Origin of the sequence: Herminiimonas arsenitoxidans (assembly GCF_900130075.1) — a bacterium.
In the GTDB taxonomy this organism is placed as follows: Bacteria; Pseudomonadota; Gammaproteobacteria; order Burkholderiales; family Burkholderiaceae_D; genus Oxalicibacterium; species Oxalicibacterium arsenitoxidans.
In genome coordinates, this window is the sequence record NZ_LT671418.1 from 515,773 (window position 1) to 534,745 (window position 18,973).

Genomic DNA, 18,973 nt, shown 5'->3' on the forward strand with positions numbered 1-18,973 from the left:
GGAGCTGTCTTATGGTTGCAGATCGAAGAGTGCCTTGCCGCTTTCCATATCGAACGGTGCGGAAAAGTGTTCATGTACGATTTTCCACTTGCCGTTGATCTTGCGATATCCGGTCGTCATGCGCATCCATGAAGTGTTTTCCTTGCCGTCCTTGTCTTTACCACCGCAGAGATTAAGGCAATGGCTGAATGCCACATCATCGCCAGCCGAAATATGTATGTCATGAAATTTGAAGCTCATCTCGGAACACATAGTCATACACATCTGCCAATGCTTTCTGTATACATCCGAACCCTTGAATTGCAAGGCAAGAACGGCATCGTAGGCGATGACATCGGGGGCATAGTGCGCCATGGTTGCGTCGAGATCACCGGTGGTGACGGCCTTCAACCAGCTATCAAGAAGTGCGCGGATTTCTGCTTCTGCTGAGGTAGTTTTAGTCTCCTGGCTCATACTGTTTCTCCTATGGAAGGTAGTTATTGTGTACAGTGTCCATAAATAATAGTACAACTAGTGTACGGCGTACACATTTATTCAAGATGACGAAAAAAATAGTAGTTCCGCAACGCAAGACTTACCGCCATGGGGATTTGTACCGGGCTTTACTGGAGGCGGGAACGCAGCTGGCGCAGGTCGGTGGGCCGACCGCAGTCGTATTACGTGAAGCCACGCGGCAGGCCGGAGTAGCACCGAATGCAGCGTACCGGCATTTCGCCGATCGCAATGCCCTGTTGCAGGCGGTGTGCTATGTCGCACAATCGCAACTGGCACTGGCAATAGAGACAGAGATGAAGGCTTGTGTGGATACAGGCAACGCCGTCGATATGGCACGGGCGCATGTACGTGCAGTCGGTACCGGCTACCTGCGTTTTGCGCGGGCTGAGCCGGGCCTGTTCCGTACCGCGTTTTCGGTGCATGAAGATTTGCAGCAGGCGAAGACGCCAGCGATGGCGGGTGAAAGTGGACTTACACCGTTTCAATTACTGGGTTCTGCGCTGGATGAATTGGTGGCGGCCGGTGCGATGGCTCATGAGCGACGAGCAGGGGCAGAATTTCTTGCGTGGTCCGCTGTTCATGGCCTGGCGATGTTATCGATAGACGGACCTTTGCGCAGCCTGAACAACGAGCAGGCGGAAGCGGTAGGGCAGCGTCTGATCGACATGGTGGAACACGGGATGCCGCTAGCGCGTGGATGGGGCTAAGTAAAGATAGGCGCGTGCAGATAGAAGAGTAATTCTAAAATTTAGGCGTGCGCAAAGGATCAAGCAAATGTCTGAGTGCATTGTGATCAAGCTCATACATCAACGCGATCAAACTACCCAACTCGCCGGATGGAAATCCTTCGCGCGCAAACCAGCCGAGATAATGCCCCGGTAAATCGGCCAGCAAGCGATCTTTGTATTTGCCGTAAGGCATGGTACGAGTGACTAAGAGCTGTAAGTGTTCTGCTTGCATCGACTGTGTTCAAGATTCGTTGAGATATTGATCGCGCATGATAGACGGCATGCGTATTTTTTGCTGCAGCGAATTTATTTTAGATGGCAATAAGAGACCGTTCGATGCCTTCCTGAAATGTGTATGAGCTTTCTCGTTGTCGAACAGGCAAGCAGAATAGTAAACATGTATTTGAAAATCACGGCATAGCCCATCCTCTCTGAGAAATTGGAATATAATGAGAATCATTGTTATTTGTATTGGCTTTGTGTGAATCTTTCAGAACTCCTTCCCTTTACTCCCGCAGTGGTCGATGACGTCGTGAATATCGCGGGCGATGACCCGATTGCCAAGCGTTTGCGCGAACTCGGTTTTGTCTCAGGCGAACCAGTACGCATCGTGGCGCGTGGTCCGATCGGCGCTGATCCTTTATTAGTGCAAATTGGCTTCACACGTTTTGCCCTGCGTCGCTCCGAAGCACAACGCGTGCACATTCATCTCGCCAGTTAATTTTTAAATCTCATGCCTATTTCCCGTATCGCGCTTGTCGGTAATCCGAACTGTGGCAAGACTGCCTTATTCAATCAACTGACGGGTAGCCGTCAGAAGGTTGCGAACTATGCCGGCGTAACGGTAGAGCGCAAAGAAGGGCGCTTTACTGCGCCATCCGGTCGTGTCTTCACCTTGCTGGATTTGCCCGGCGCTTACAGCCTGGACGCAACCAGTCCGGATGAAGTCATCACACGCGATATCTGTTTGGGTCGCAGGGCTGGCGAATCCGTGCCGGAACTGATCGTTTGCGTGGTGGATGCGACCAATCTGCGTTTGCATCTGCGCTTCGTACTTGAAGTCAAACGACTCGGACGCCCGATGGTGTTGGCATTGAACATGATGGATGCGGCACGCAAGCGCGGTGTCAGCATTGATCGTGAAGAGCTGCAGCGTCAGCTCGGCATGGATGTGATTGAAACCGTTGCGATTCATAGCGGCGGCGCGAAAGATCTGGTGGCGCATCTGGACACGATAGTCGTGTCGGAAGCCGTTCCTCCAACGGAAGGTACTGCCGCTGAATTGCACGCACAAGTGCGCACCATCCTTGCTGCTGCAGTGACGATGCCGACTGCAACGTCGAAAATCGATGATGTAATTGATCGTTGGGTCTTGCATCCAGTCTTTGGCTTGGCGATTTTGGCTGTTGTGATGTTCTTTATTTTCCAGGCTGTGTTTTCCTGGGCTGAGCCTTTGATGGATGGCATTACCGAAGGCGTGACTTTTGTCGGACAGTGGTTTGCCACGACCTTGCCGGATGGTTTGTTACGCAGCTTGGTTGTCGATGGCTTGTTTGCGGGGCTGGGTGCGGTGCTGGTGTTCTTGCCGCAAATTCTGATTCTCTTCCTCTTCATTCTGGTGCTGGAAGAATCGGGTTATCTGCCGCGCGCAGCCTTCTTGCTCGATCGTTTAATGTTCAAGGCTGGTTTGACCGGACGTTCTTTCATTCCTTTGCTGTCTAGTTTTGCCTGCGCGATTCCCGGCATCATGGCGACACGTAGTATTCAAGATCCGCGTGATCGCCTGACAACGATATTGGTTGCGCCTTTGATGACTTGCTCGGCGCGCTTGCCGGTGTACACCTTGTTGATCGCTGCATTCATCCCAAGCACGACGGTTTGGAGCGTCTTTAATTTGCAGGGCATAGTTTTGTTCATTCTGTATATCGCGGGCATCGTTAGCGCGATGGCGGTGGCATGGTTCATCAAACGCATGCGCAAAGACAAGAGCGAACATGCCTTGCTGATGGAGTTGCCGTCTTATCGCATGCCTGGCGTACGCAACGTTGCTATCGGTTTGTGGGAGCGCGCGCTTATCTTCTTGCGCCGTGTGACGACCATCATCTTGTCGCTGACGGTTTTGCTGTGGTTCCTGTCGACTTTCCCTGGCCCACCAGAAGGCGCAACGCTGCCGGCTATTGATTACAGCTTGGCAGGTCAGATCGGACGTTTGATGGAACCTGTGTTTGCACCTATTGGTTTCAACTGGCAAATCTGTATTGCGCTGATTCCAGGTCTGGCAGCGCGTGAAGTTGCTGTGGCTGCTTTGGGTACTGTGTATGCGATGTCAGGTAGCGAAGACGCTGTCGCAGCGCAATTGGGCCCAGTGATTGCTGCGCAATGGTCGTTGGCTACCGCGCTCGCTTTGCTGGCCTGGTATGTGTTTGCACCACAGTGCATGTCTACACTGGCTGTGATCCGACGCGAAACGAATTCCTGGCGTACAGTGGCGGTTTCCGCTGGCTACATGTTTGGTTTGGCGTATCTGGCTTCATTCTTGACTTACCAAATTGCAAAGGCACTGACATGAATATTTATGGCTTTGTGCAAGAAGTGATTATCGGCGCGATCGTACTGTTCAGTGCGCTTTACGTTCTGCGTAAGCTGATGCCGAAGTGGATGCGCGCGCGTCAATTGGCACTGGCGACGATGCTGAGCAAGCCGTCGCGTTCTTTTTTGCTGCGTAGTTTGGGTGGTTTTTTGATGCCGGGCGAAAGCGCGGGCGGTGGTTGCGGCAGTGGATGCAGCACTTGTTCAACTTGCGCTTCCAACCCTGAAGCAGAGCCGGAAGTAAAACCGCTGGAATTCCAGCGGCATATTTAAGAAGTTTGATCTAACAAAGACGTTTCTGTTTGACCCTAGGCAAGACTTACTTGATGGTTAGTTTTGCCATTACTTCCTGACGATGTTCTTTCGTCAGAAAACGATGCAAGTTATTTGCATCAGCCGTCCGATTTGCGCTTCCACTAGCATTTAACAAGACCATGATCGCATCGCGTCCCGCGGTGCGTACGCGCATGATGATGCAGCGACCAGCTTCCTGTGTATAACCAGTTTTGGACAAATAGATGGTCCAGTTCTTGTCGCCTACCAGTTTATTGGTGTTGTGATAGTGGCGCATGGAGCCGTTTACGTCGATCAAGTCATTACTGACGGTCGTGATTCTTTCGATGTCTGGATACTTGGATGCGGCAAGGGCTAATTTGGCCAGATCGCTTGCCGTTGATGTGTTGTACGGTGACAGACCGGTTGGCTCTTCTATATTCGTGCGACGCAAATTCAGCAAATGCGCTTTGTTGCGTACTGCCAGCTTGAAATGTTCTAGGCCACCCGGATAAGTGCGCGCCAACGCATGGGCAGCGCGGTTATCGGAGGACATCAGTGCTAGCTCCAGCAAAGCGTGACGCGACAATACTGCACCAACTGGAACCCGTGAGGAGCTGAACTTGAGTGTATCGACATCTTCTTCGCTGACCACAATGCGCTCATGCATATCGAGGCGTGCATCGAGGATCACCATTGCGGTCATCAATTTGGTCAGGGAAGCAATCGGTACGATGTCTGTTGCATTCTTCTCGAACAGGACCTTGCCGGAACTTTCGTCTATCACGATGGCATGTTTGGAACCAACTGACATTGCGGATGCAGATGCTGCTGCGGTGATGGTGATAGCGAGAAGCAGAGACTTGATCATATACGCTCGAGTGAATTTCTTTGAGCGAGAATAATAGCGTCGTTTGTGTGTGGAAGGTTGTGGTTATCTTGCACTGGCAAGACTATTTTTTGTAACGGATATCAATTTGCTCAGACTTTATTCAGAGGATGAATAAGCTTCTTCAAATTGTTGATCGCCATAGCGGCACATTTTGAGTGAACACTGTGCAGCACAGGCGATCATTTATAAGGGAGTAGAACTTATTTCTTAGGCAGATTTGGATCAACTGTGTGAGCCACTGCTGCAAACATATCGGCAACAGTTTCGAACTTGTTTTTTCCAAGGTACTCGGCTTCACGCATCAGATGCATGGCGAGCGCCGTATTACTTTCATCCGATGATCCCTTCAAGGTGCGTCCCAGGTGACGGCAAAAAGACAGAATTTCACTTCTGCTATAGGTTTCTTCGGTCGGTGCAGTTTCTGTCTGCTGATCGCTCATGGATACTCCTGTTGATTGAATATAGGTAAGAGGCAAATAGTATCGAATCAAGGCGGGGTTTGTCTCTATATGAGGCAAATATTCATTTCTTGATTTGATTCTTACATTCGTTTTAAATTAATGTTTAACATTTAATATGAATTATAACTATTTGATTTATTAGTAATTAATTTAATTAAATTTGCCATGCTGAAGGCTTTGAATATTGCTGGAGTGAAAAACGATGTTGGTGCATGAATTGCTTTGTATAGATCCATCATGGCTAGCAAAATCGCTGCGATCAGCAAAAAAGAGCGCTGCACCATGCAAGAAATGACGTGAAAAATCTGTTTGTAATGACAAGAAAGTGAACGTTCTTGTCTTAGCTATGCCCAACCGTGCTGGACAAGTATTTATATAGAGAAAAAGGGGCCTAATGCATCGTCGTGATTTACTCAAAGCTTCCGCTGCACTCACACTGGCCGGATTTTATGCGCCATCGCTGTATGCAGCGGCAAATACATCTTCCAAACTGAAAACCTTAGGCAAGCCAGTCGCATTCGATTACGCATGGTTGAAAGGCCAAGCCCGTGATCTGGCTAGCAAGCCTTATCACTTGCCACCGAATCCTGTACCTGCTGCGGTGACGTCGCTCGATTGGGATCAGTATCAGGCCATCAGTTATCGCGATGATCATGCATTGTGGGCTGGAGATAAATTACGTTTTCAAGCCAAGTTTTTTCACCTCGGCATGTATGCCAATCAGTCGGTCAAAATTCATGAAGTAAGCGACGGCAAAGCGGTCGAGCTGGCTTACGATCCTGAGATGTTCAATTACGGCAAGAGCGGTCTGAAGGGCAAAGACATGCCTAAGGATCTCGGCTTTGCCGGCTTCCGCGTCAATTTTCATACCGATCTGGTACGTGACATCACAGCATTCTTAGGTGCGAGTTATTTCAGAGCCGTTGGCAGCGATTGGCAATACGGTTTGTCGGCACGTGGCTTGGCGATTGATTGCGGCATGGAGCGGCCGGAAGAATTTCCGCGCTTTAGCGAGTTCTGGCTGGAGCGTCCAGCCAAGCAATCGAACTCTCTAGTCGTCTACGCATTACTCGATTCTCCTAGTATTTCCGGTGCTTATCGTTTCGAGATCGCGCCGGGCGCGACGACGTTGATGGATGTCGATGTCGCCTTGTATCCGCGTAAAACGATAGAACGCATGGGTATCGCACCACTGACCAGCATGTTCCTGATGGGTGAGAACGACAGACGCATCAGCAATGACTGGCGACCTGAGATACACGATTCCGACGGTTTGGAAATGTGGACTGGCAGTGGAGAATGGATTTGGCGGCCTTTGCTCAACCCTGAACATTTACGCTTCAATGCGTACGCTGACGAGAATCCTCGCGGCTTCGGCTTGGTACAGCGTGATCGCAACTTCGATCATTATCAGGACGATGGCGTGTTTTACGAAAGACGTCCGAGCTTGTGGGTGGAGCCGAAATCTGGTTGGGGCAAGGGTTCGATTCAACTGGTCGAGATCCCAACTGTCGATGAAACCTTCGATAACATCGTCGCCTTCTGGAATCCGGAAGCCAAGCCACAGCCAGGACAAGAACTGTTGTTCGGCTACAAATTACATTGGGGCGCAAAAACACCGGTCGCGCCGAAAGCGGCTACCGTCGTGGCGACACGCACCGGCATAGGTGGTGTGATTGGTAAAAAGCGTACGTATTTCTCGTGGCGTTTCGCGATTGATTTTGCCGGTGGTGATCTTGCTTTGCTCGGCAAAGACGTCAAGGTGGTGCCAATCATTTCAACGACGCATGGCACGATTGAAATCACATCTGCACGTCCGCTGCACGAGATCAAAGGCTATCGCGCCATGTTTGATTTGAAAGTGCCTGATGATGTCAAAGGTCCTATCGATCTGCGGCTTTATCTTGCTGCGGATGGTCAGCCTTTATCGGAAACATGGCTATATCAGTGGACGCCACCGGAGCATCGCAGCTTCTGATCCAGGCTCCTGACGTGACACAACATTTGCCAATTCGATCAGGCAAATGTTGCAATGAATCAAGTTTTCGCTGGCGGTGCAGATTACAATAGGTATTCCACCTCATAATCTGGTCACCAGCCTATGCTGACACTTGCTTCGATCCTGATTACCACAGCGTTGCTCAGTCTCGTCATGGCGATCGTGTTGGGATCGCTGCTGCGCTCTAATGTGCCTGGAGTACGGGAGTGGTTTGCGTCAAACTTGATGGTGGTCATTTCGCTGCCTTTGCTGGCATTACGCGATCTGATCCCTGATTTCATCTCCATTGTCATTGCCAATTCCGTACTGGCTCTGGCGGCTGCCTATTATTACGTGGGCTGCGCGCGGTTTGTAAGGCAGCCGTCGCGCTGGAGCCTGCTGTTAGGCAGCATTGCCTTGATTGCACTGAGTTTGATCATCTGGCGCTATGCCATTAACAGTATCCCGGCAAGGGTGCTGATCATGACGATCTTCTTCGCTGTGGTCTGTATTTCTGCCAGCGTGTTACTGCTGCGTTACAAGCCTCCGCATCGCAATCCGTACAATTATTGGTTCGCCGCCATCCTCCCTTTGGTCTTTGCGGTGTGCCAACTGATACGTGGTATTTATTTCATCACGCTGAACGAACCATCGACCACGATGATGTTCAATAGCTTTTGGAATATCGTATTGATGGTAGTCGGCGCGGTGACCTTGCCGACCATGACGATGGCGGCGGTGATGTTGACGCATGATGCGATGCTGGCCAATCTGGAGGATGCCGCCAATCATGACCATCTGACTGAAGCTTTGTCACGCAAGCGGCTGGAGGAGGTGGCACGTGAGCACATCATGCGAGCGACTAATTTTGGTCGACCATTGTCGCTATTGATCATTGATCTCGACCATTTCAAACGCATTAACGATACCTACGGCCATGCTGGTGGCGATGAAGTATTGCGTGAATTCACTCGCATTACGCGCGCATCTTTGCGCGATGGCGATGCCTTGGGTCGTCTGGGTGGAGAAGAATTCGGCGTGTTGCTGCCTAATACTGATACAGCAGGTGCATTTGCCATTGCAAAACGCTTGCGCGAACAATCGGAGGTGCATCTTGTTACCGGCACGTTTGGCGAATGCCATTACAGCGTGAGTATCGGCATCGCGACTTGGCAAGAGGGCGAAACTTTCGATCGTTTGAGTGCGCGTGCAGACAGAGCTTTGTATAGCGCTAAAAATTCCGGGCGCAATCGCGTGCTGGCAGATGAGCAGTCTATGGATGAGAGTGTCGCCGCTGCAGCTTAGCAAGTGCTGATGCGGCAGGTTTTCAATTGGCAAGCTACAAGGTAAGATTACGCCATGATCGATCTCTCTCTGATGGGGCGCCTTGCATTTACGCATGCGACGCCTACTAAATCCCCGTTGCAACCTGGTCGCAATTTTCTCGGTATTGCCGAGGAGCGCGATGCTGTGTTGTATGTTCCAACTGGTCTGGAGCCAAATGTTGCCGTTCCCTTGCTGGTCATGTTTCATGGTGCAGGTGGTAGTGCGGAAAAGGTTTTACCTTTTCTTGAAGAACATGCGGAGCGTAATAAATTCCTTTTACTAACGCCGCAATCCTTGTATCCGACATGGGATATTGTGATTGGCGGTAATGGGCCGGATATTCAGCGCTTGGGACTGGCATTGGCCGAAGTCGCATCGCGTTATCTGATCGACCCAGAGCATTTTGGTTTTGCCGGCTTCTCCGATGGTGGCAGTTATTCGCTGTCGACTGGCATTACGAATGGCGATATCGTCAGTCATGTCATTGTGTTCTCTGGTGGGTTCATGTCTGTCTTCATGCAAGAAGGCGCCCCCAAGGTATTTATCTCGCATGGACTGGTTGATGAACAATTACCGATAGAAACCAGCGCGCGGCCACATGTGGCTAAGTTGAAAGCCGCCGGTTATGAAGTCGAATTCGTCGAATTTAACGGTAATCACTCGATTCAGCCGCCTATCGTTGCATTGGCTGTCGATTTCTTTTTGAAGTAAGGCAGACTAATCGCGTTAATAATGGAACCGATGATGCGATGCGCCATCCAATCATTTTTCGCTATCTGAATAATCAATTTATTGAACTTGCCGCTTGTTGGGGCTTGGTTCAAAATGCAAGAGCGTACTTTCAAGCATGCCGAAATAATTCGGATGTGGTCCGTCAATAACTGAGCAATAACCGAGGAGTGATTTATGAAGAAACCCGTTAAAGCTGCTAAAGCACCGAAAGCCACCAAGGCAAGTACAGTGGCCGAGATCAAACGCAGACAGCGTGCACCACTGATCACACCTAGCGATATGGGCGTTAAAGCGACCAAGGATATTTCTGCTGCGATGAATGGCGTGCTGGCCGATGTGTTCGCGCTCTATCTGAAAACGAAAAACTTTCATTGGCACATGAGCGGTCCGCATTTCCGCGACTACCATCTACTGCTGGACGAACAAGCTGTGCAGATTTACGCGATGACGGATCTGATTGCAGAACGTATTCGTAAAGTGGGTGGCATGACTTTGCGCTCTATCGGTCATATTGCTCGTACCCAACGCATCAAGGATAACGATGCGGATTACGTCGAACCTAACGACATGCTGGCTGAATTGCGTGAAGATAACAAACTGCTGACTTCGCGTTTGCGTGAAGCACATGGCGTGTGCGATGAGCATCACGATATCGGTACCACCAGCTTGATCGAAGTCTGGATCGACGAAACTGAACAACGTACATGGTTCTTGTTCGAAGCAGGTCGTAGCGCTGATTCGACTGGTCACTAATTTGTTTCGTTAGTCGTAGCTATCCAAAAATACCTCCGTGCGCGGAGGTATTTTTTTTGCCTGAATAAATCAGATGCGCGTGATTTCGACAGTGATGTGCGCCAGCTCTTCGTGGATAGCGAGTTGCTTGCGAAAGTACTCAGGACTGGCATCTTCAGTAACAGCAAGGGCGAGTATGCAAGCATATTTTTGTTTGCCCACACGCCATACGTGCAAGTCGCTGATGCGCGCAGGAATAGGGCTGGCAGCGATGACTTCCTTGATTTCTGCGACAACCGGCGCATTCATTTCTGCATCGAGAAGAACGCGGCTGCTATCTTTAATCAAGCCGTAAGCCCACACAGAAACCAGTGCCGCACCAAATATTCCCATTGCCGGATCCAGCCAGCTCGCGCCCCACAGCTTTCCACCAAACAAGGCGATGATCGCCAATACAGATGTCGCGGCATCCGCAATCACGTGCATATAAGCCGAGCGCAGATTTAAGTCGTGATGGTGATGTCCCTCATGAGGATGCGCATGTTCGTGACTGTGATCATGATGGTGATGATCATCTTTCAGTAGATAAGCACAAGCAAGATTGACCAGCAAACCAATCATGGCAATCGCGATGGCTTGATCGTAATGCACGGCAGATGGGTACATTAGACGTTCTATCGATTGATAGAGCATCAAGGCAGCAACTAGGAGCAGCAATATCGCACTGGTATAGCCGCCGAGTATTTCTATCTTCCAAGTGCCGAAGGCAAATCGCGAGTCGTGTGCGTAGCGCCGCGCCAGAACGTAAGCGAGAACAGACAAGCCTAGCGCCAGCGAATGCGAGCTCATGTGCCAGCCATCCGCCAACAAAGCCATGGAATTGAAGGCGTAGCCGCTGATGATTTCCGCCACCATCATGATGGTCGTGAGTACCAAAGCCCACGCTGTTTTCTTTTCCGCGATTGGATTGCCACGGTCGAAGATGTGGTCGTGTGCCAGATCGTCGGATGTATTTAATGCACTCATGAACGGATATCCTGAAAATTTCATATACTATACCCCAGTATATATTAAACAGACTTGCAGGAGAATTCGTCCATGTCACACGTTAAGGAAAACAAAAAATTGTTGGCCCGCATACGCCGCATGAAAGGGCAGGTCATTGCCCTGGAAAAAGCGTTGGAAGGTGATAGTGATTGCGGCGCGGTGTTACAGCAAATTGCTGCGATTCGTGGCGCTGCAAATGGATTGATGGGCGAAGTACTGGAAAGCCACATCAGGGAACACCTGGGCGAAAATGCAGCATCGGCACAGGAACGGCAAGACGACATTGAACAAGTTGTCAGTGTTTTACGTTCTTATTTGAAATAAAGACTAGCCGAGAAATTGTGCAAGAAACACATAACGCGGCGCGAAAATGTCGTGCTAAACTTCCGCGATGAATCGCATTTTCAAAACATTTATGTTGTGGCTGCTTGTACTGGCACTGCCAGTGCAAGGTTTTGCTGCGACTATGCAAATGTCTTGTGCGCCGGAGATGCATCATAGTGTTGTGACACCTGCGTCCGATACGCACGCTCATCATGGCAACATGGATGCGCATGTCGATATGGATATGACGTCTTCCCACACAGCGCAAAGTGATTCCAAAACACCATTCGATCAACCGTCGAATATGAAGTGCAGTGCTTGTGCCGCATGTTGCATGGGTATTGCGGCACTTCCGGCCACGCTGGATTTGCCTATCGCAGCCAGCGGCTCTGCAGTTATTTTTTCATCTCCAGCCACATTCTTCCTTGGCCATATCCCTGACGGGATCAAGCGGCCGCCCAAATCTATTCTCGTTTAATTTGCTGCGCTGAACCTGTTTGACAGGTTTTGCCTGCCGATGCGCACGCGTAATCATTACGCGCGCTCTGTTCGCATCCATTCCATTAAAACGAGAATGTTATGAACCTTCCATATTGCGTGCCCTTGATCGTGCTCGCATCCTTTACCGCTGTCAGCCATGCTCAGTCATTGCCGCCAGAGATGAACCCGGCTGCTCCGTCCTTGAGCGGAGCGCAGCCCGCATATCAATCTGCTTTTGAACAATACCGATTTGCACCAGAACAAAAACAGCCTCCGGACAAGGTATGGCGCGCAGTCAACGATGAACTTGGTGGCCTGAAAGGGCATGTCGATCACATCAAAGACACGCCAGCGAATGCACCAGCCATGCCATCCTCATCGATGTCGCATGGCGGACATGGCATGCATCACTCCGCAGGAGATAAGCCATGAGCACACTATTTTTACCTATGCGTACTATGGCGATCGTCGTTTCCGCTGTTGTACTGACTGGTTGCGCCAGTTTCTCAAAAGATGGCGGCATGGACAGCGTTGCAGCCATGACCAAGGAACGTACCGGCCAAGCTCCACAACGCATCAAAACTGAGAGCGAACGTGCGGAGTCAGAACAAGCCGTGCGTGAACTGCTTGCCCAACCTCTGACAGCGGAGAATGCAGTCAGAATCGCGCTGCTTAACAACAAAGGTTTGCAGGCTTCGCTGGCCGAACTGGGTGTGGCTGAATCGGATCTGGTGCAGGCTGGACGCATGCGCAATCCCGGTTTTTCATTCGGGCGCTTACGTAATGACGCAGGTAATGAACAAGAAACTGAACGCAGCATCATGTTCGATCTGATCGGTTTGTTGACCATGCCTATGCGCAGCAAGATAGAAGGGCAACGCTTTGAGCAGGTAAAACTGCAAGTGTCAAACGATGCAGTCAAGCTGGCTGCCGATACGCGTCGTGCCTATTTCTATGCAGTCGCGGCACAGCAAACGGCGCGCTTCATGGAGCAAGCGAAGGATGCAGCAGAAGCTGGAGCCGAACTCGGGCAGCGCATGCAAAAGGTCGGTAACTGGAACAAGCTCGATGCCGCACGCGAGCAAATGTTCTATGCAGATACAACAGCACAGCTTGCTCGTAGCCGACAAGAGGTGAACAGTACGCGCGAGCAACTCACGCGCATGCTGGGCTTGTGGCAGGCCGGCGCTACATTCGTTCTGCCGGAACAATTGCCGGCATTGCCGAAAGCACCGCAAGAGGTAGGTAATCTTGAGGTGCAAGCTATGGAGCAGCGTCTGGATGTGCAAATAGCCAAGAGCAATACTGAAGCCACTGCAACTGCACTCGGTCTGACCAAGGCAACGCGTTTCGTCAATGTGCTGGATGTCGGCTACATGAACAAGAGTGAAACTGGCAAGTCGCGCAGCAACGGCTATGAAATCAGTCTGGAATTGCCTTTGTTCGATTGGGGCACAGCCAGATCGACCAAAGCGGAAGCCTTCTACATGCAAGCAGTCAATCGCACTGCAGATACCGCCATCCGTGCCCGCTCGGAAGTGCGTGAAGCTTATACGTCTTATCGCACTGCTTACGATCTCTCCAAACATTATCGTGATGAGATCGTGCCGCTGCGCAAAAAGATTTCAGATGAAATGCTGCTGCGCTACAACGGCATGCTGGCCAGCGTATTCGAGTTGTTAGTCGATGCGCGTCTGCAAATTGGTGCCGTCAACGCCGCCATCGAAGCACAACGCAACTATTGGCTGGCTGATACCGATTTGCAAATGGCGATCAATGGTAGCGGCGGCAATCGCAGCGCGCAGGCAGGCAATGCCGCGGCAGCTCCATCTGCGCAAGCAGAACACTGATAAGGAATGTATATGGTTACTCGTAGAAATTTTCTGGCGAGCGCAACGACGATGCTCGGCGCCGGTTTTGTCAGCAAGGCAGGAGCAGCATCGATACCTGAAGCGCAAATTATTCAACATGCCAAGACTATGCCGCCGCCAGCACCAACTAGCGGACGTCCTTACAATCCGGTCGTGACTTTAAATGGCTGGAGTGCGCCGTGGCGCATGAAAAACGGCTGGAAGGAATTCCATCTGATTGCCGAGCCTGTGATTCGTGAACTGGCTCCCGGCATGAAGGCGACTTTGTGGGGTTATAACGGCTCCAGTCCAGGGCCGACGATAGAAGTAGTGGAGGGCGATAAGGTCCGCATCTTCGTCACCAATAAATTACCTGAACATACGACGATACATTGGCATGGCCAACGTTTGCCGAACGGCATGGATGGTGTGGGCGGCATGACGCAACCGCACATTCCGGTAGGGAAAACGTATGTCTACGAGTTCGAAGCAAAACGTCCCGGCACCTTCATGTATCATCCTCACGCCGACGAAGTGACGCAAATGGCGATGGGCATGATGGGCTTCTGGGTCACGCATCCAAAGAATTCTGAAATGTACAAAGTAGACCGCGACTTTGTCTTTTTACTGAACGCGTACGACATAGAACCTGGCAGCAGCACGCCACGGATCAACACCATGCTGGACTTCAATCTGTGGACTTGGAACAGTCGTGTATTCCCTGGCATCGATCCTTTGGTTTGCCGGCAGGGTGACCGTGTACGTATTCGTTTTGGTAATTTGACGATGACGAATCATCCTATACACATCCACGGCCATGAATTTGAAGTGACAGGCACTGATGGTGGTTGGGTGCCGCCATCGGCGCGTTGGCCGGAAGTGACTACCGATGTCGCTGTTGGGCAGATGCGTGCGATCGAGTTCGATGCAACCGATCTTGGCGACTGGGCCTTCCATTGTCACAAAGGGCATCACACGATGAATGCCATGGGTCACAGTGTGCCAACGATGATAGGTGTGGATCAGCGCAATATCGCCAGCAAGATTATCCGCATCATTCCTGATTACATGGTGATGGGCGAGCGCGGTATGGCCGATATGGCGGAGATGGAAATGCCTATCCCGGATAACACGCTACCGATGATGACTGGCACCGGACCGTTTGGCCCGATCGAGATGGGCGGCATGTTCTCTATGGTCAAAATACGCAAGGACCAAAAGCCCGGCGATTATAAAGATCCCGGTTGGTACAAGCATCCCAAGGGTAGCGTTGCTTACGAATTGAAATGAATCATTGAACTAAAAGTTTGGAGAAAAAATGAAAAAATTTATTCTGACTGCATTGTTGTTTGCCTCTTCACTGGCGCTGGCACATGGTGATGGTATGCATGAGAAAAAGGCTTTTGATCTATCCAAGGCCGAGCAAAAAGAATTCGGCATTGCCGGCGATCCAGAGAAAGCGCATAGAACCATCAAGCTTGTGATGAGTGATGATATGCGCTTCACACCAAGCAAGATCAAGGTCAAGGAAGGCGAGACCATCAAGTTTATTGTGAAGAACAAAGGCAAGCTCATGCATGAAGTGGTCATTGGCACGATGGAGCAACTGAAAGAACACGCTGCCATGATGCGTAAATTCCCGACGATGGAGCATGAAGCGCCGTATATGGCCCATGTCAAACCGGGAGCTTATGCGGAAATCGTATGGACCTTTAACCGGCCGGGCGAATTCGACTTCGCCTGCCTGATCGCTGGTCATTTTGAAGCGGGCATGGTTGGAAAGATCCATGTCGGCGAGAAAAACAGACGTAATTTCTTCAACTGATAGCGACTATTTATTTAATTTTCGGGAATGAAATCATGAAAAATTTGACTGGAATGGTCGTTGCGATAGCCTTCGCATGGACTGGTTTATCGTCGGCGCATGCTCAAGATGAACACGCACATGCAGGTCATGCCGCGATGGCAGAGAAGGGCAGCGCATCTGATAGCGCAATGAGCGAAGGCGAAGTAAGAAAAATCAATAAGGAAACCGGGAAAATCACGATCAAGCACGGCCCGCTCGCCAACCTGGATATGCCGGGAATGACGATGTTGTTCCGCGTACAAGATCCTGTGATGCTTGATCAAGTCAAAGAAGGCGACAAAATCCGCTTTGTCGCTAACAAGATAGACGGTGTATTTACCGTGACCAAGATCGAGCTTAAAGAGGCGCAATGATCTTGTAAGGCCATATCATCACGCTCTATTCAGATGCTTGTGATGATGTCTTGATTAGATAGCTGTACATTTTTACGGGCTTAGTCATTGATCAGTGACTAAGCCCATTTCTTTTGAGCATTTACAAAGCGTCTGATGCGTTGTCGTACAACTGCGCGGCAGTCAATCCAAGATCAAGTCGCGTCAGTGGCAAGGGCGGTGGAGCCAATGGCAATTGCAGCTTTTGATAAACCACTTCGCTCGACAAACCATAAGGCGCAGCATCGTCGTTATCAAATGCGTAGTAAACCTCATCGACGCCGGTTAATACCATGGCCGCGAGACACATAGGGCAAGGATGGCCGCTGGCATATACGACAGCTCCCTTCATGCTAGGACGCGCCAGAACACGACTGGCGACACGTATCGCTTCCATTTCGGCATGTGTGGTTGGATCGTGACTATGCACAATATCATTAACGCCAGTGGAGATGATTTCTCCATCCATCACCAGCACTGCGCCAAATGGGCGAGCGCCGCGTATGCGATTCTGCGAGGCTAGGTGTACTGCTTCGCGCAAGAATTGTTTGTGTTTTTGCATGTCGAATCCTGTTCTAAAGTTCTGCGAATAGCCGATCTTATCTTGCACACGGGCAGTGTGTACAGCCACTGTCAGGAAAACGTTTTCTGCATCGTTTTCATCAGCTTAAGCGCGCTTTATCCCTTCTTTACCGGCTCTACGCCTCTATTTTTACACTTTGTTTACAGCCCGCATTCAAGTCTTTACTAAATTTTTAGACCGTTTTGACTACGCTTCTAATCATCACAAACCTGTATGGGGAAGATGGATGGACATAGTGTATTTAGCTGCAATCGTGGTGTTTTTTCTGGTGACTTTCGCATTCGCGATTGGGTGCAGCAAGTTGGGAGAACGGCCATGAACATGTTTTATGTCGTCGGCGCGGTCGTTGCTATCGGCCTGCTGATTTATTTGGTCGCAGCATTATTGAATGCGGAGGATTTGTAAATGACTACGCAATCAATCATGTTGCTTGCCGTTTTTCTCGTTGTCTTGTTGGCGCTGTCTTATCCGCTCGGGATTTATCTGGCCAAGGTCGGGGGCAATGAAGATATACGCGGCTTGGGCTGGCTGGCAAAAGTAGAGAACTTCCTTTACCGCCTGGCTGGCACCAGCAAGCACGCCGAAATGGGCTGGAAGGGCTATGCGATCGCTTTGCTGGTATTCAATGCAGTAGGTACGCTCTTCGTCTATGGCGTACAGCGTTTGCAGGCATGGTTGCCGCTCAATCCACAGGCTTTCGGCAACGTCAGTCCGGACTCTTCATTCAATACGGCAGTCAGTTTTGTCGCCAATACCAACTGGCAAGGCTACGGTGGCGAATCGACGATGAGCTACCTGACGCAGATGCTGGCGTTGACTGGACAGAATTTTTTCTCGGCAGCGACTGGTATCGCCGTCATTTATGCATTGATCCGTGGTTTTACCAATCGCTCGGTTAAGTCGATAGGCAACTTCTGGGTTGATCTGACGCGTTCGACCTTGTACGTGCTTTTGCCGTTGTCCGTCATCGTCGCTGTGGTGTTGATGGGCCAGGGCGTGATTCAGAATTTTTCTGCATATAAAGATGTGTCGCTGATTGATCCGATTACGTATCAGCAGCCTAAGGTAGGCGCTGATGGTCAGGCCATGCAAGATGAAAAAGGCGCACCAATACTGGAAACCTTGACTGCTAAAACGCAAACCTTGGCTATGGGCCCGGTTGCTTCGCAAGAAGCGATCAAGATGCTCGGCACCAATGGCGGTGGCTTCTTCAATGCGAACTCGGCACATCCTTACGAGAACCCGACTGCGTTCAGCAACCTGATTGAAATGTTGGCGATCTTCCTGATTCCGGCAGCTTTGTGTTTTGCCTTTGGTCGCATGGTGGGTGATATGCGACAAGGTTGGGCAATATTGGGCGCAATGACCTTGATGTTTGTCGTACTGACATCGGTCGTGATGAGTGCCGAGCAGCAGGCGTATCCAAGTTTTGCCGCGATGAATATCGATCAGACGGCCAGCCCATTGCAATCGGGCGGCAATATGGAAGGCAAGGAAGCGCGCTTCGGCATTAGCGCCTCGACCTTGTTTGCTGCAGTGACGACAGCGGCTTCATGTGGTGCGGTCAACTCCATGCATGACTCGTTCACGCCATTGGGCGGCATGGTGCCTACCGTATTGATGCAGTTGGGTGAAGTCGTGTTTGGCGGCGTTGGTACCGGTTTGTACGGCATGCTGATTTTCGCGATTCTGGCAGTGTTTATTGCTGGCTTGATGATAGGCCGCACGCCGGAATATCTGGGCAAGAAAATCCAGGCGTATGAAATGAAGATGGCATCGCTGGTGATACTGGTCACACCTACCTTGGTACTGGTCGGTACAGCGATTGCAGTGATGGTGGATCCCGGCAAGGCAGGCATCTTGAATCCTGGTGCGCATGGTTTCTCGGAAATCCTGTACGCCTTCACTTCGGCTGCCAATAACAACGGCAGCGCGTTTGCAGGGCTTTCTGCCAATACGCCTTTCTATAACGTGATGCTCGCCATTGCGATGTGGTTTGGACGCTTTGCGGTCATCGTGCCTGTGCTGGCGATTGCCGGTTCACTGGCAGCGAAGAAACGTCTCGAAGTTAATGCCGGCACGATGCCTACACATGGCCCCTTGTTCATCGTATTGCTGGTCGGCACGGTGGTGCTGGTCGGCGTGCTGAACTATGTTCCTGCGCTCGCTCTTGGTCCGGTCGTCGAGCATCTGCAACTTTTCAAATAACTATTACGGGACAGCACTGAATACGGCGCTGTCCCCG

Annotated in this window: 23 protein-coding genes; 17 read left to right on the top strand and 6 right to left on the bottom strand. The window is 50.7% G+C overall.

Going from position 1 to position 18,973, the window contains the following annotated elements; genetic code table 11:
* Positions 1-9: 9 nt before the first annotated feature.
* The gene (locus tag BQ6873_RS02415) at positions 10-453 is read right to left on the bottom strand and encodes a YybH family protein (protein WP_076591230.1); all 444 of its coding nucleotides are present in this window, start codon (positions 451-453) and stop codon (positions 10-12) included.
* A gap of 86 nt (positions 454-539) precedes the next feature.
* Here BQ6873_RS02415 and BQ6873_RS02420 point away from each other — a divergent pair, with 86 nt between their 5' ends.
* Positions 540-1,202: a TetR/AcrR family transcriptional regulator gene (locus BQ6873_RS02420; RefSeq protein ID WP_076591231.1), complete on the top strand. Its 663-nt coding sequence runs from the start codon at positions 540-542 to the stop codon at positions 1,200-1,202.
* Between the two features lie 34 nt (positions 1,203-1,236).
* Here the strand turns inward: BQ6873_RS02420 and BQ6873_RS02425 are convergent, their stop codons facing one another.
* On the bottom strand, positions 1,237-1,455 hold the full coding sequence (locus BQ6873_RS02425) for a DUF3820 family protein (protein WP_076591232.1): 219 nt from the start codon (positions 1,453-1,455) through the stop codon (positions 1,237-1,239).
* A 249-nt stretch (positions 1,456-1,704) separates the two neighbouring features.
* Between BQ6873_RS02425 and BQ6873_RS02435 the strand changes: the two genes are divergently transcribed.
* The 3 genes from BQ6873_RS02435 to BQ6873_RS02445 are packed head-to-tail and all read left to right on the top strand — an operon-like array spanning position 1,705 to position 4,085.
* Positions 1,705-1,944: a FeoA family protein gene (locus tag BQ6873_RS02435; RefSeq protein ID WP_076591234.1), complete on the top strand. Its 240-nt coding sequence runs from the start codon at positions 1,705-1,707 to the stop codon at positions 1,942-1,944.
* Between the two features lie 12 nt (positions 1,945-1,956).
* Positions 1,957-3,792: a ferrous iron transport protein B gene (gene feoB / locus BQ6873_RS02440; RefSeq protein ID WP_076591235.1), complete on the top strand. Its 1,836-nt coding sequence runs from the start codon at positions 1,957-1,959 to the stop codon at positions 3,790-3,792.
* On the top strand, positions 3,789-4,085 hold the full coding sequence (locus BQ6873_RS02445) for a DUF6587 family protein (RefSeq protein ID WP_076591236.1): 297 nt from the start codon (positions 3,789-3,791) through the stop codon (positions 4,083-4,085). Before feoB ends, BQ6873_RS02445 begins: the two co-directional genes overlap by 4 nt.
* 46 nt (positions 4,086-4,131) lie before the next feature.
* On the opposite strand, the gene BQ6873_RS02450 is transcribed toward BQ6873_RS02445, so the two are convergent.
* Both BQ6873_RS02450 and BQ6873_RS02455 read right to left on the bottom strand, forming a co-directional pair.
* The gene (locus BQ6873_RS02450; RefSeq protein WP_076591237.1) at positions 4,132-4,956 is read right to left on the bottom strand and encodes a D-alanyl-D-alanine carboxypeptidase family protein; all 825 of its coding nucleotides are present in this window, start codon (positions 4,954-4,956) and stop codon (positions 4,132-4,134) included.
* A gap of 221 nt (positions 4,957-5,177) precedes the next feature.
* On the bottom strand, positions 5,178-5,417 hold the full coding sequence (locus tag BQ6873_RS02455; protein WP_076591238.1) for a hypothetical protein: 240 nt from the start codon (positions 5,415-5,417) through the stop codon (positions 5,178-5,180).
* A gap of 415 nt (positions 5,418-5,832) precedes the next feature.
* On the opposite strand from BQ6873_RS02455, the gene BQ6873_RS02460 reads away from it, so the two are divergent.
* The 4 genes from BQ6873_RS02460 to BQ6873_RS02475 all read left to right on the top strand — a co-directional run bounded on the left by BQ6873_RS02460 (position 5,833) and on the right by BQ6873_RS02475 (position 10,227).
* Complete coding sequence (locus BQ6873_RS02460) at positions 5,833-7,416, top strand: glucan biosynthesis protein (RefSeq protein ID WP_076591239.1); 1,584 nt, start codon at positions 5,833-5,835, stop codon at positions 7,414-7,416.
* A gap of 123 nt (positions 7,417-7,539) precedes the next feature.
* Positions 7,540-8,721 carry a GGDEF domain-containing protein gene (locus BQ6873_RS02465; protein ID WP_076591240.1) on the top strand — a complete coding sequence of 394 codons (1,182 nt, stop codon included), beginning with the start codon at positions 7,540-7,542 and terminating at the stop codon, positions 8,719-8,721.
* 54 nt (positions 8,722-8,775) lie between these two features.
* On the top strand, positions 8,776-9,453 hold the full coding sequence (locus BQ6873_RS02470; RefSeq protein WP_076591241.1) for an alpha/beta hydrolase: 678 nt from the start codon (positions 8,776-8,778) through the stop codon (positions 9,451-9,453).
* 300 nt (positions 9,454-9,753) lie between these two features.
* Positions 9,754-10,227, top strand: a complete 474-nt coding sequence (locus tag BQ6873_RS02475) for a Dps family protein (protein ID WP_231949413.1) — start codon at positions 9,754-9,756, stop codon at positions 10,225-10,227.
* A 69-nt stretch (positions 10,228-10,296) separates the two neighbouring features.
* Here BQ6873_RS02475 and dmeF read toward each other — a convergent pair whose 3' ends face one another.
* A complete protein-coding gene (gene dmeF, locus BQ6873_RS02480) occupies positions 10,297-11,232 on the bottom strand; it encodes a CDF family Co(II)/Ni(II) efflux transporter DmeF (protein ID WP_076591242.1) in 936 nt (311 codons plus the stop codon).
* Positions 11,233-11,304: 72 nt separating this feature from the next.
* Between dmeF and BQ6873_RS02485 the strand changes: the two genes are divergently transcribed.
* From BQ6873_RS02485 to BQ6873_RS02515, 7 genes are all read left to right on the top strand, one after another.
* A complete protein-coding gene (locus tag BQ6873_RS02485) occupies positions 11,305-11,577 on the top strand; it encodes a metal/formaldehyde-sensitive transcriptional repressor (protein ID WP_076591243.1) in 273 nt (90 codons plus the stop codon).
* A 67-nt stretch (positions 11,578-11,644) separates the two neighbouring features.
* On the top strand, positions 11,645-12,055 hold the full coding sequence (locus BQ6873_RS02490; RefSeq protein WP_076591244.1) for a hypothetical protein: 411 nt from the start codon (positions 11,645-11,647) through the stop codon (positions 12,053-12,055).
* 101 nt (positions 12,056-12,156) lie between these two features.
* Positions 12,157-12,489, top strand: a complete 333-nt coding sequence (locus tag BQ6873_RS02495) for a hypothetical protein (protein WP_076591245.1) — start codon at positions 12,157-12,159, stop codon at positions 12,487-12,489.
* Positions 12,486-13,907 (top strand): TolC family protein, encoded by a 1,422-nt coding sequence (locus tag BQ6873_RS02500; protein WP_231949208.1) that lies wholly within the window; start codon positions 12,486-12,488, stop codon positions 13,905-13,907. The genes BQ6873_RS02495 and BQ6873_RS02500 overlap by 4 nt, the downstream gene beginning before the upstream one ends.
* Positions 13,908-13,919: 12 nt before the next feature.
* Entirely contained in the window at positions 13,920-15,197 is a 1,278-nt protein-coding gene (locus BQ6873_RS02505; protein ID WP_083664363.1) for a multicopper oxidase family protein, read from the top strand.
* Positions 15,198-15,225: 28 nt separating this feature from the next.
* The gene (locus BQ6873_RS02510; RefSeq protein WP_076591246.1) at positions 15,226-15,732 is read left to right on the top strand and encodes a cupredoxin domain-containing protein; all 507 of its coding nucleotides are present in this window, start codon (positions 15,226-15,228) and stop codon (positions 15,730-15,732) included.
* Between the two features lie 35 nt (positions 15,733-15,767).
* Positions 15,768-16,127 (top strand): copper-binding protein, encoded by a 360-nt coding sequence (locus tag BQ6873_RS02515; protein ID WP_076591247.1) that lies wholly within the window; start codon positions 15,768-15,770, stop codon positions 16,125-16,127.
* A gap of 121 nt (positions 16,128-16,248) precedes the next feature.
* Here BQ6873_RS02515 and BQ6873_RS02520 read toward each other — a convergent pair whose 3' ends face one another.
* The gene (locus BQ6873_RS02520) at positions 16,249-16,707 is read right to left on the bottom strand and encodes a nucleoside deaminase (RefSeq protein ID WP_076591248.1); all 459 of its coding nucleotides are present in this window, start codon (positions 16,705-16,707) and stop codon (positions 16,249-16,251) included.
* 336 nt (positions 16,708-17,043) lie between these two features.
* On the opposite strand from BQ6873_RS02520, the gene kdpF reads away from it, so the two are divergent.
* Both kdpF and kdpA read left to right on the top strand, forming a co-directional pair.
* Positions 17,044-17,133, top strand: a complete 90-nt coding sequence (gene kdpF, locus BQ6873_RS17950; protein WP_076591249.1) for a K(+)-transporting ATPase subunit F — start codon at positions 17,044-17,046, stop codon at positions 17,131-17,133.
* A complete protein-coding gene (kdpA, locus tag BQ6873_RS02530; protein ID WP_076591250.1) occupies positions 17,134-18,936 on the top strand; it encodes a potassium-transporting ATPase subunit KdpA in 1,803 nt (600 codons plus the stop codon).
* The last annotated feature ends 37 nt before the right edge of the window (positions 18,937-18,973 follow it).

What these genes read in the sequence shown, in the direction of transcription:
- BQ6873_RS02415 (WP_076591230.1), bottom strand. Translation starts at nt 453, where the DNA reads ATGAGCCAGGAGACTAAAACTACCTCAGCAGAAGCAGAAATCCGCGCA.
- BQ6873_RS02420 (WP_076591231.1), top strand. Translation starts at nt 540, where the DNA reads ATGACGAAAAAAATAGTAGTTCCGCAACGCAAGACTTACCGCCATGGG.
- BQ6873_RS02425 (WP_076591232.1), bottom strand. Translation starts at nt 1,455, where the DNA reads ATGCAAGCAGAACACTTACAGCTCTTAGTCACTCGTACCATGCCTTAC.
- feoB (WP_076591235.1), top strand. Translation starts at nt 1,957, where the DNA reads ATGCCTATTTCCCGTATCGCGCTTGTCGGTAATCCGAACTGTGGCAAG.
- BQ6873_RS02445 (WP_076591236.1), top strand. Translation starts at nt 3,789, where the DNA reads ATGAATATTTATGGCTTTGTGCAAGAAGTGATTATCGGCGCGATCGTA.
- BQ6873_RS02450 (WP_076591237.1), bottom strand. Translation starts at nt 4,956, where the DNA reads ATGATCAAGTCTCTGCTTCTCGCTATCACCATCACCGCAGCAGCATCT.
- BQ6873_RS02455 (WP_076591238.1), bottom strand. Translation starts at nt 5,417, where the DNA reads ATGAGCGATCAGCAGACAGAAACTGCACCGACCGAAGAAACCTATAGC.
- BQ6873_RS02460 (WP_076591239.1), top strand. Translation starts at nt 5,833, where the DNA reads ATGCATCGTCGTGATTTACTCAAAGCTTCCGCTGCACTCACACTGGCC.
- BQ6873_RS02465 (WP_076591240.1), top strand. Translation starts at nt 7,540, where the DNA reads ATGCTGACACTTGCTTCGATCCTGATTACCACAGCGTTGCTCAGTCTC.
- BQ6873_RS02470 (WP_076591241.1), top strand. Translation starts at nt 8,776, where the DNA reads ATGATCGATCTCTCTCTGATGGGGCGCCTTGCATTTACGCATGCGACG.
- BQ6873_RS02475 (WP_231949413.1), top strand. Translation starts at nt 9,754, where the DNA reads ATGGGCGTTAAAGCGACCAAGGATATTTCTGCTGCGATGAATGGCGTG.
- dmeF (WP_076591242.1), bottom strand. Translation starts at nt 11,232, where the DNA reads ATGAGTGCATTAAATACATCCGACGATCTGGCACACGACCACATCTTC.
- BQ6873_RS02485 (WP_076591243.1), top strand. Translation starts at nt 11,305, where the DNA reads ATGTCACACGTTAAGGAAAACAAAAAATTGTTGGCCCGCATACGCCGC.
- BQ6873_RS02490 (WP_076591244.1), top strand. Translation starts at nt 11,645, where the DNA reads ATGAATCGCATTTTCAAAACATTTATGTTGTGGCTGCTTGTACTGGCA.
- BQ6873_RS02495 (WP_076591245.1), top strand. Translation starts at nt 12,157, where the DNA reads ATGAACCTTCCATATTGCGTGCCCTTGATCGTGCTCGCATCCTTTACC.
- BQ6873_RS02500 (WP_231949208.1), top strand. Translation starts at nt 12,486, where the DNA reads ATGAGCACACTATTTTTACCTATGCGTACTATGGCGATCGTCGTTTCC.
- BQ6873_RS02505 (WP_083664363.1), top strand. Translation starts at nt 13,920, where the DNA reads ATGGTTACTCGTAGAAATTTTCTGGCGAGCGCAACGACGATGCTCGGC.
- BQ6873_RS02510 (WP_076591246.1), top strand. Translation starts at nt 15,226, where the DNA reads ATGAAAAAATTTATTCTGACTGCATTGTTGTTTGCCTCTTCACTGGCG.
- BQ6873_RS02515 (WP_076591247.1), top strand. Translation starts at nt 15,768, where the DNA reads ATGAAAAATTTGACTGGAATGGTCGTTGCGATAGCCTTCGCATGGACT.
- BQ6873_RS02520 (WP_076591248.1), bottom strand. Translation starts at nt 16,707, where the DNA reads ATGCAAAAACACAAACAATTCTTGCGCGAAGCAGTACACCTAGCCTCG.
- kdpF (WP_076591249.1), top strand. Translation starts at nt 17,044, where the DNA reads ATGAACATGTTTTATGTCGTCGGCGCGGTCGTTGCTATCGGCCTGCTG.
- kdpA (WP_076591250.1), top strand. Translation starts at nt 17,134, where the DNA reads ATGACTACGCAATCAATCATGTTGCTTGCCGTTTTTCTCGTTGTCTTG.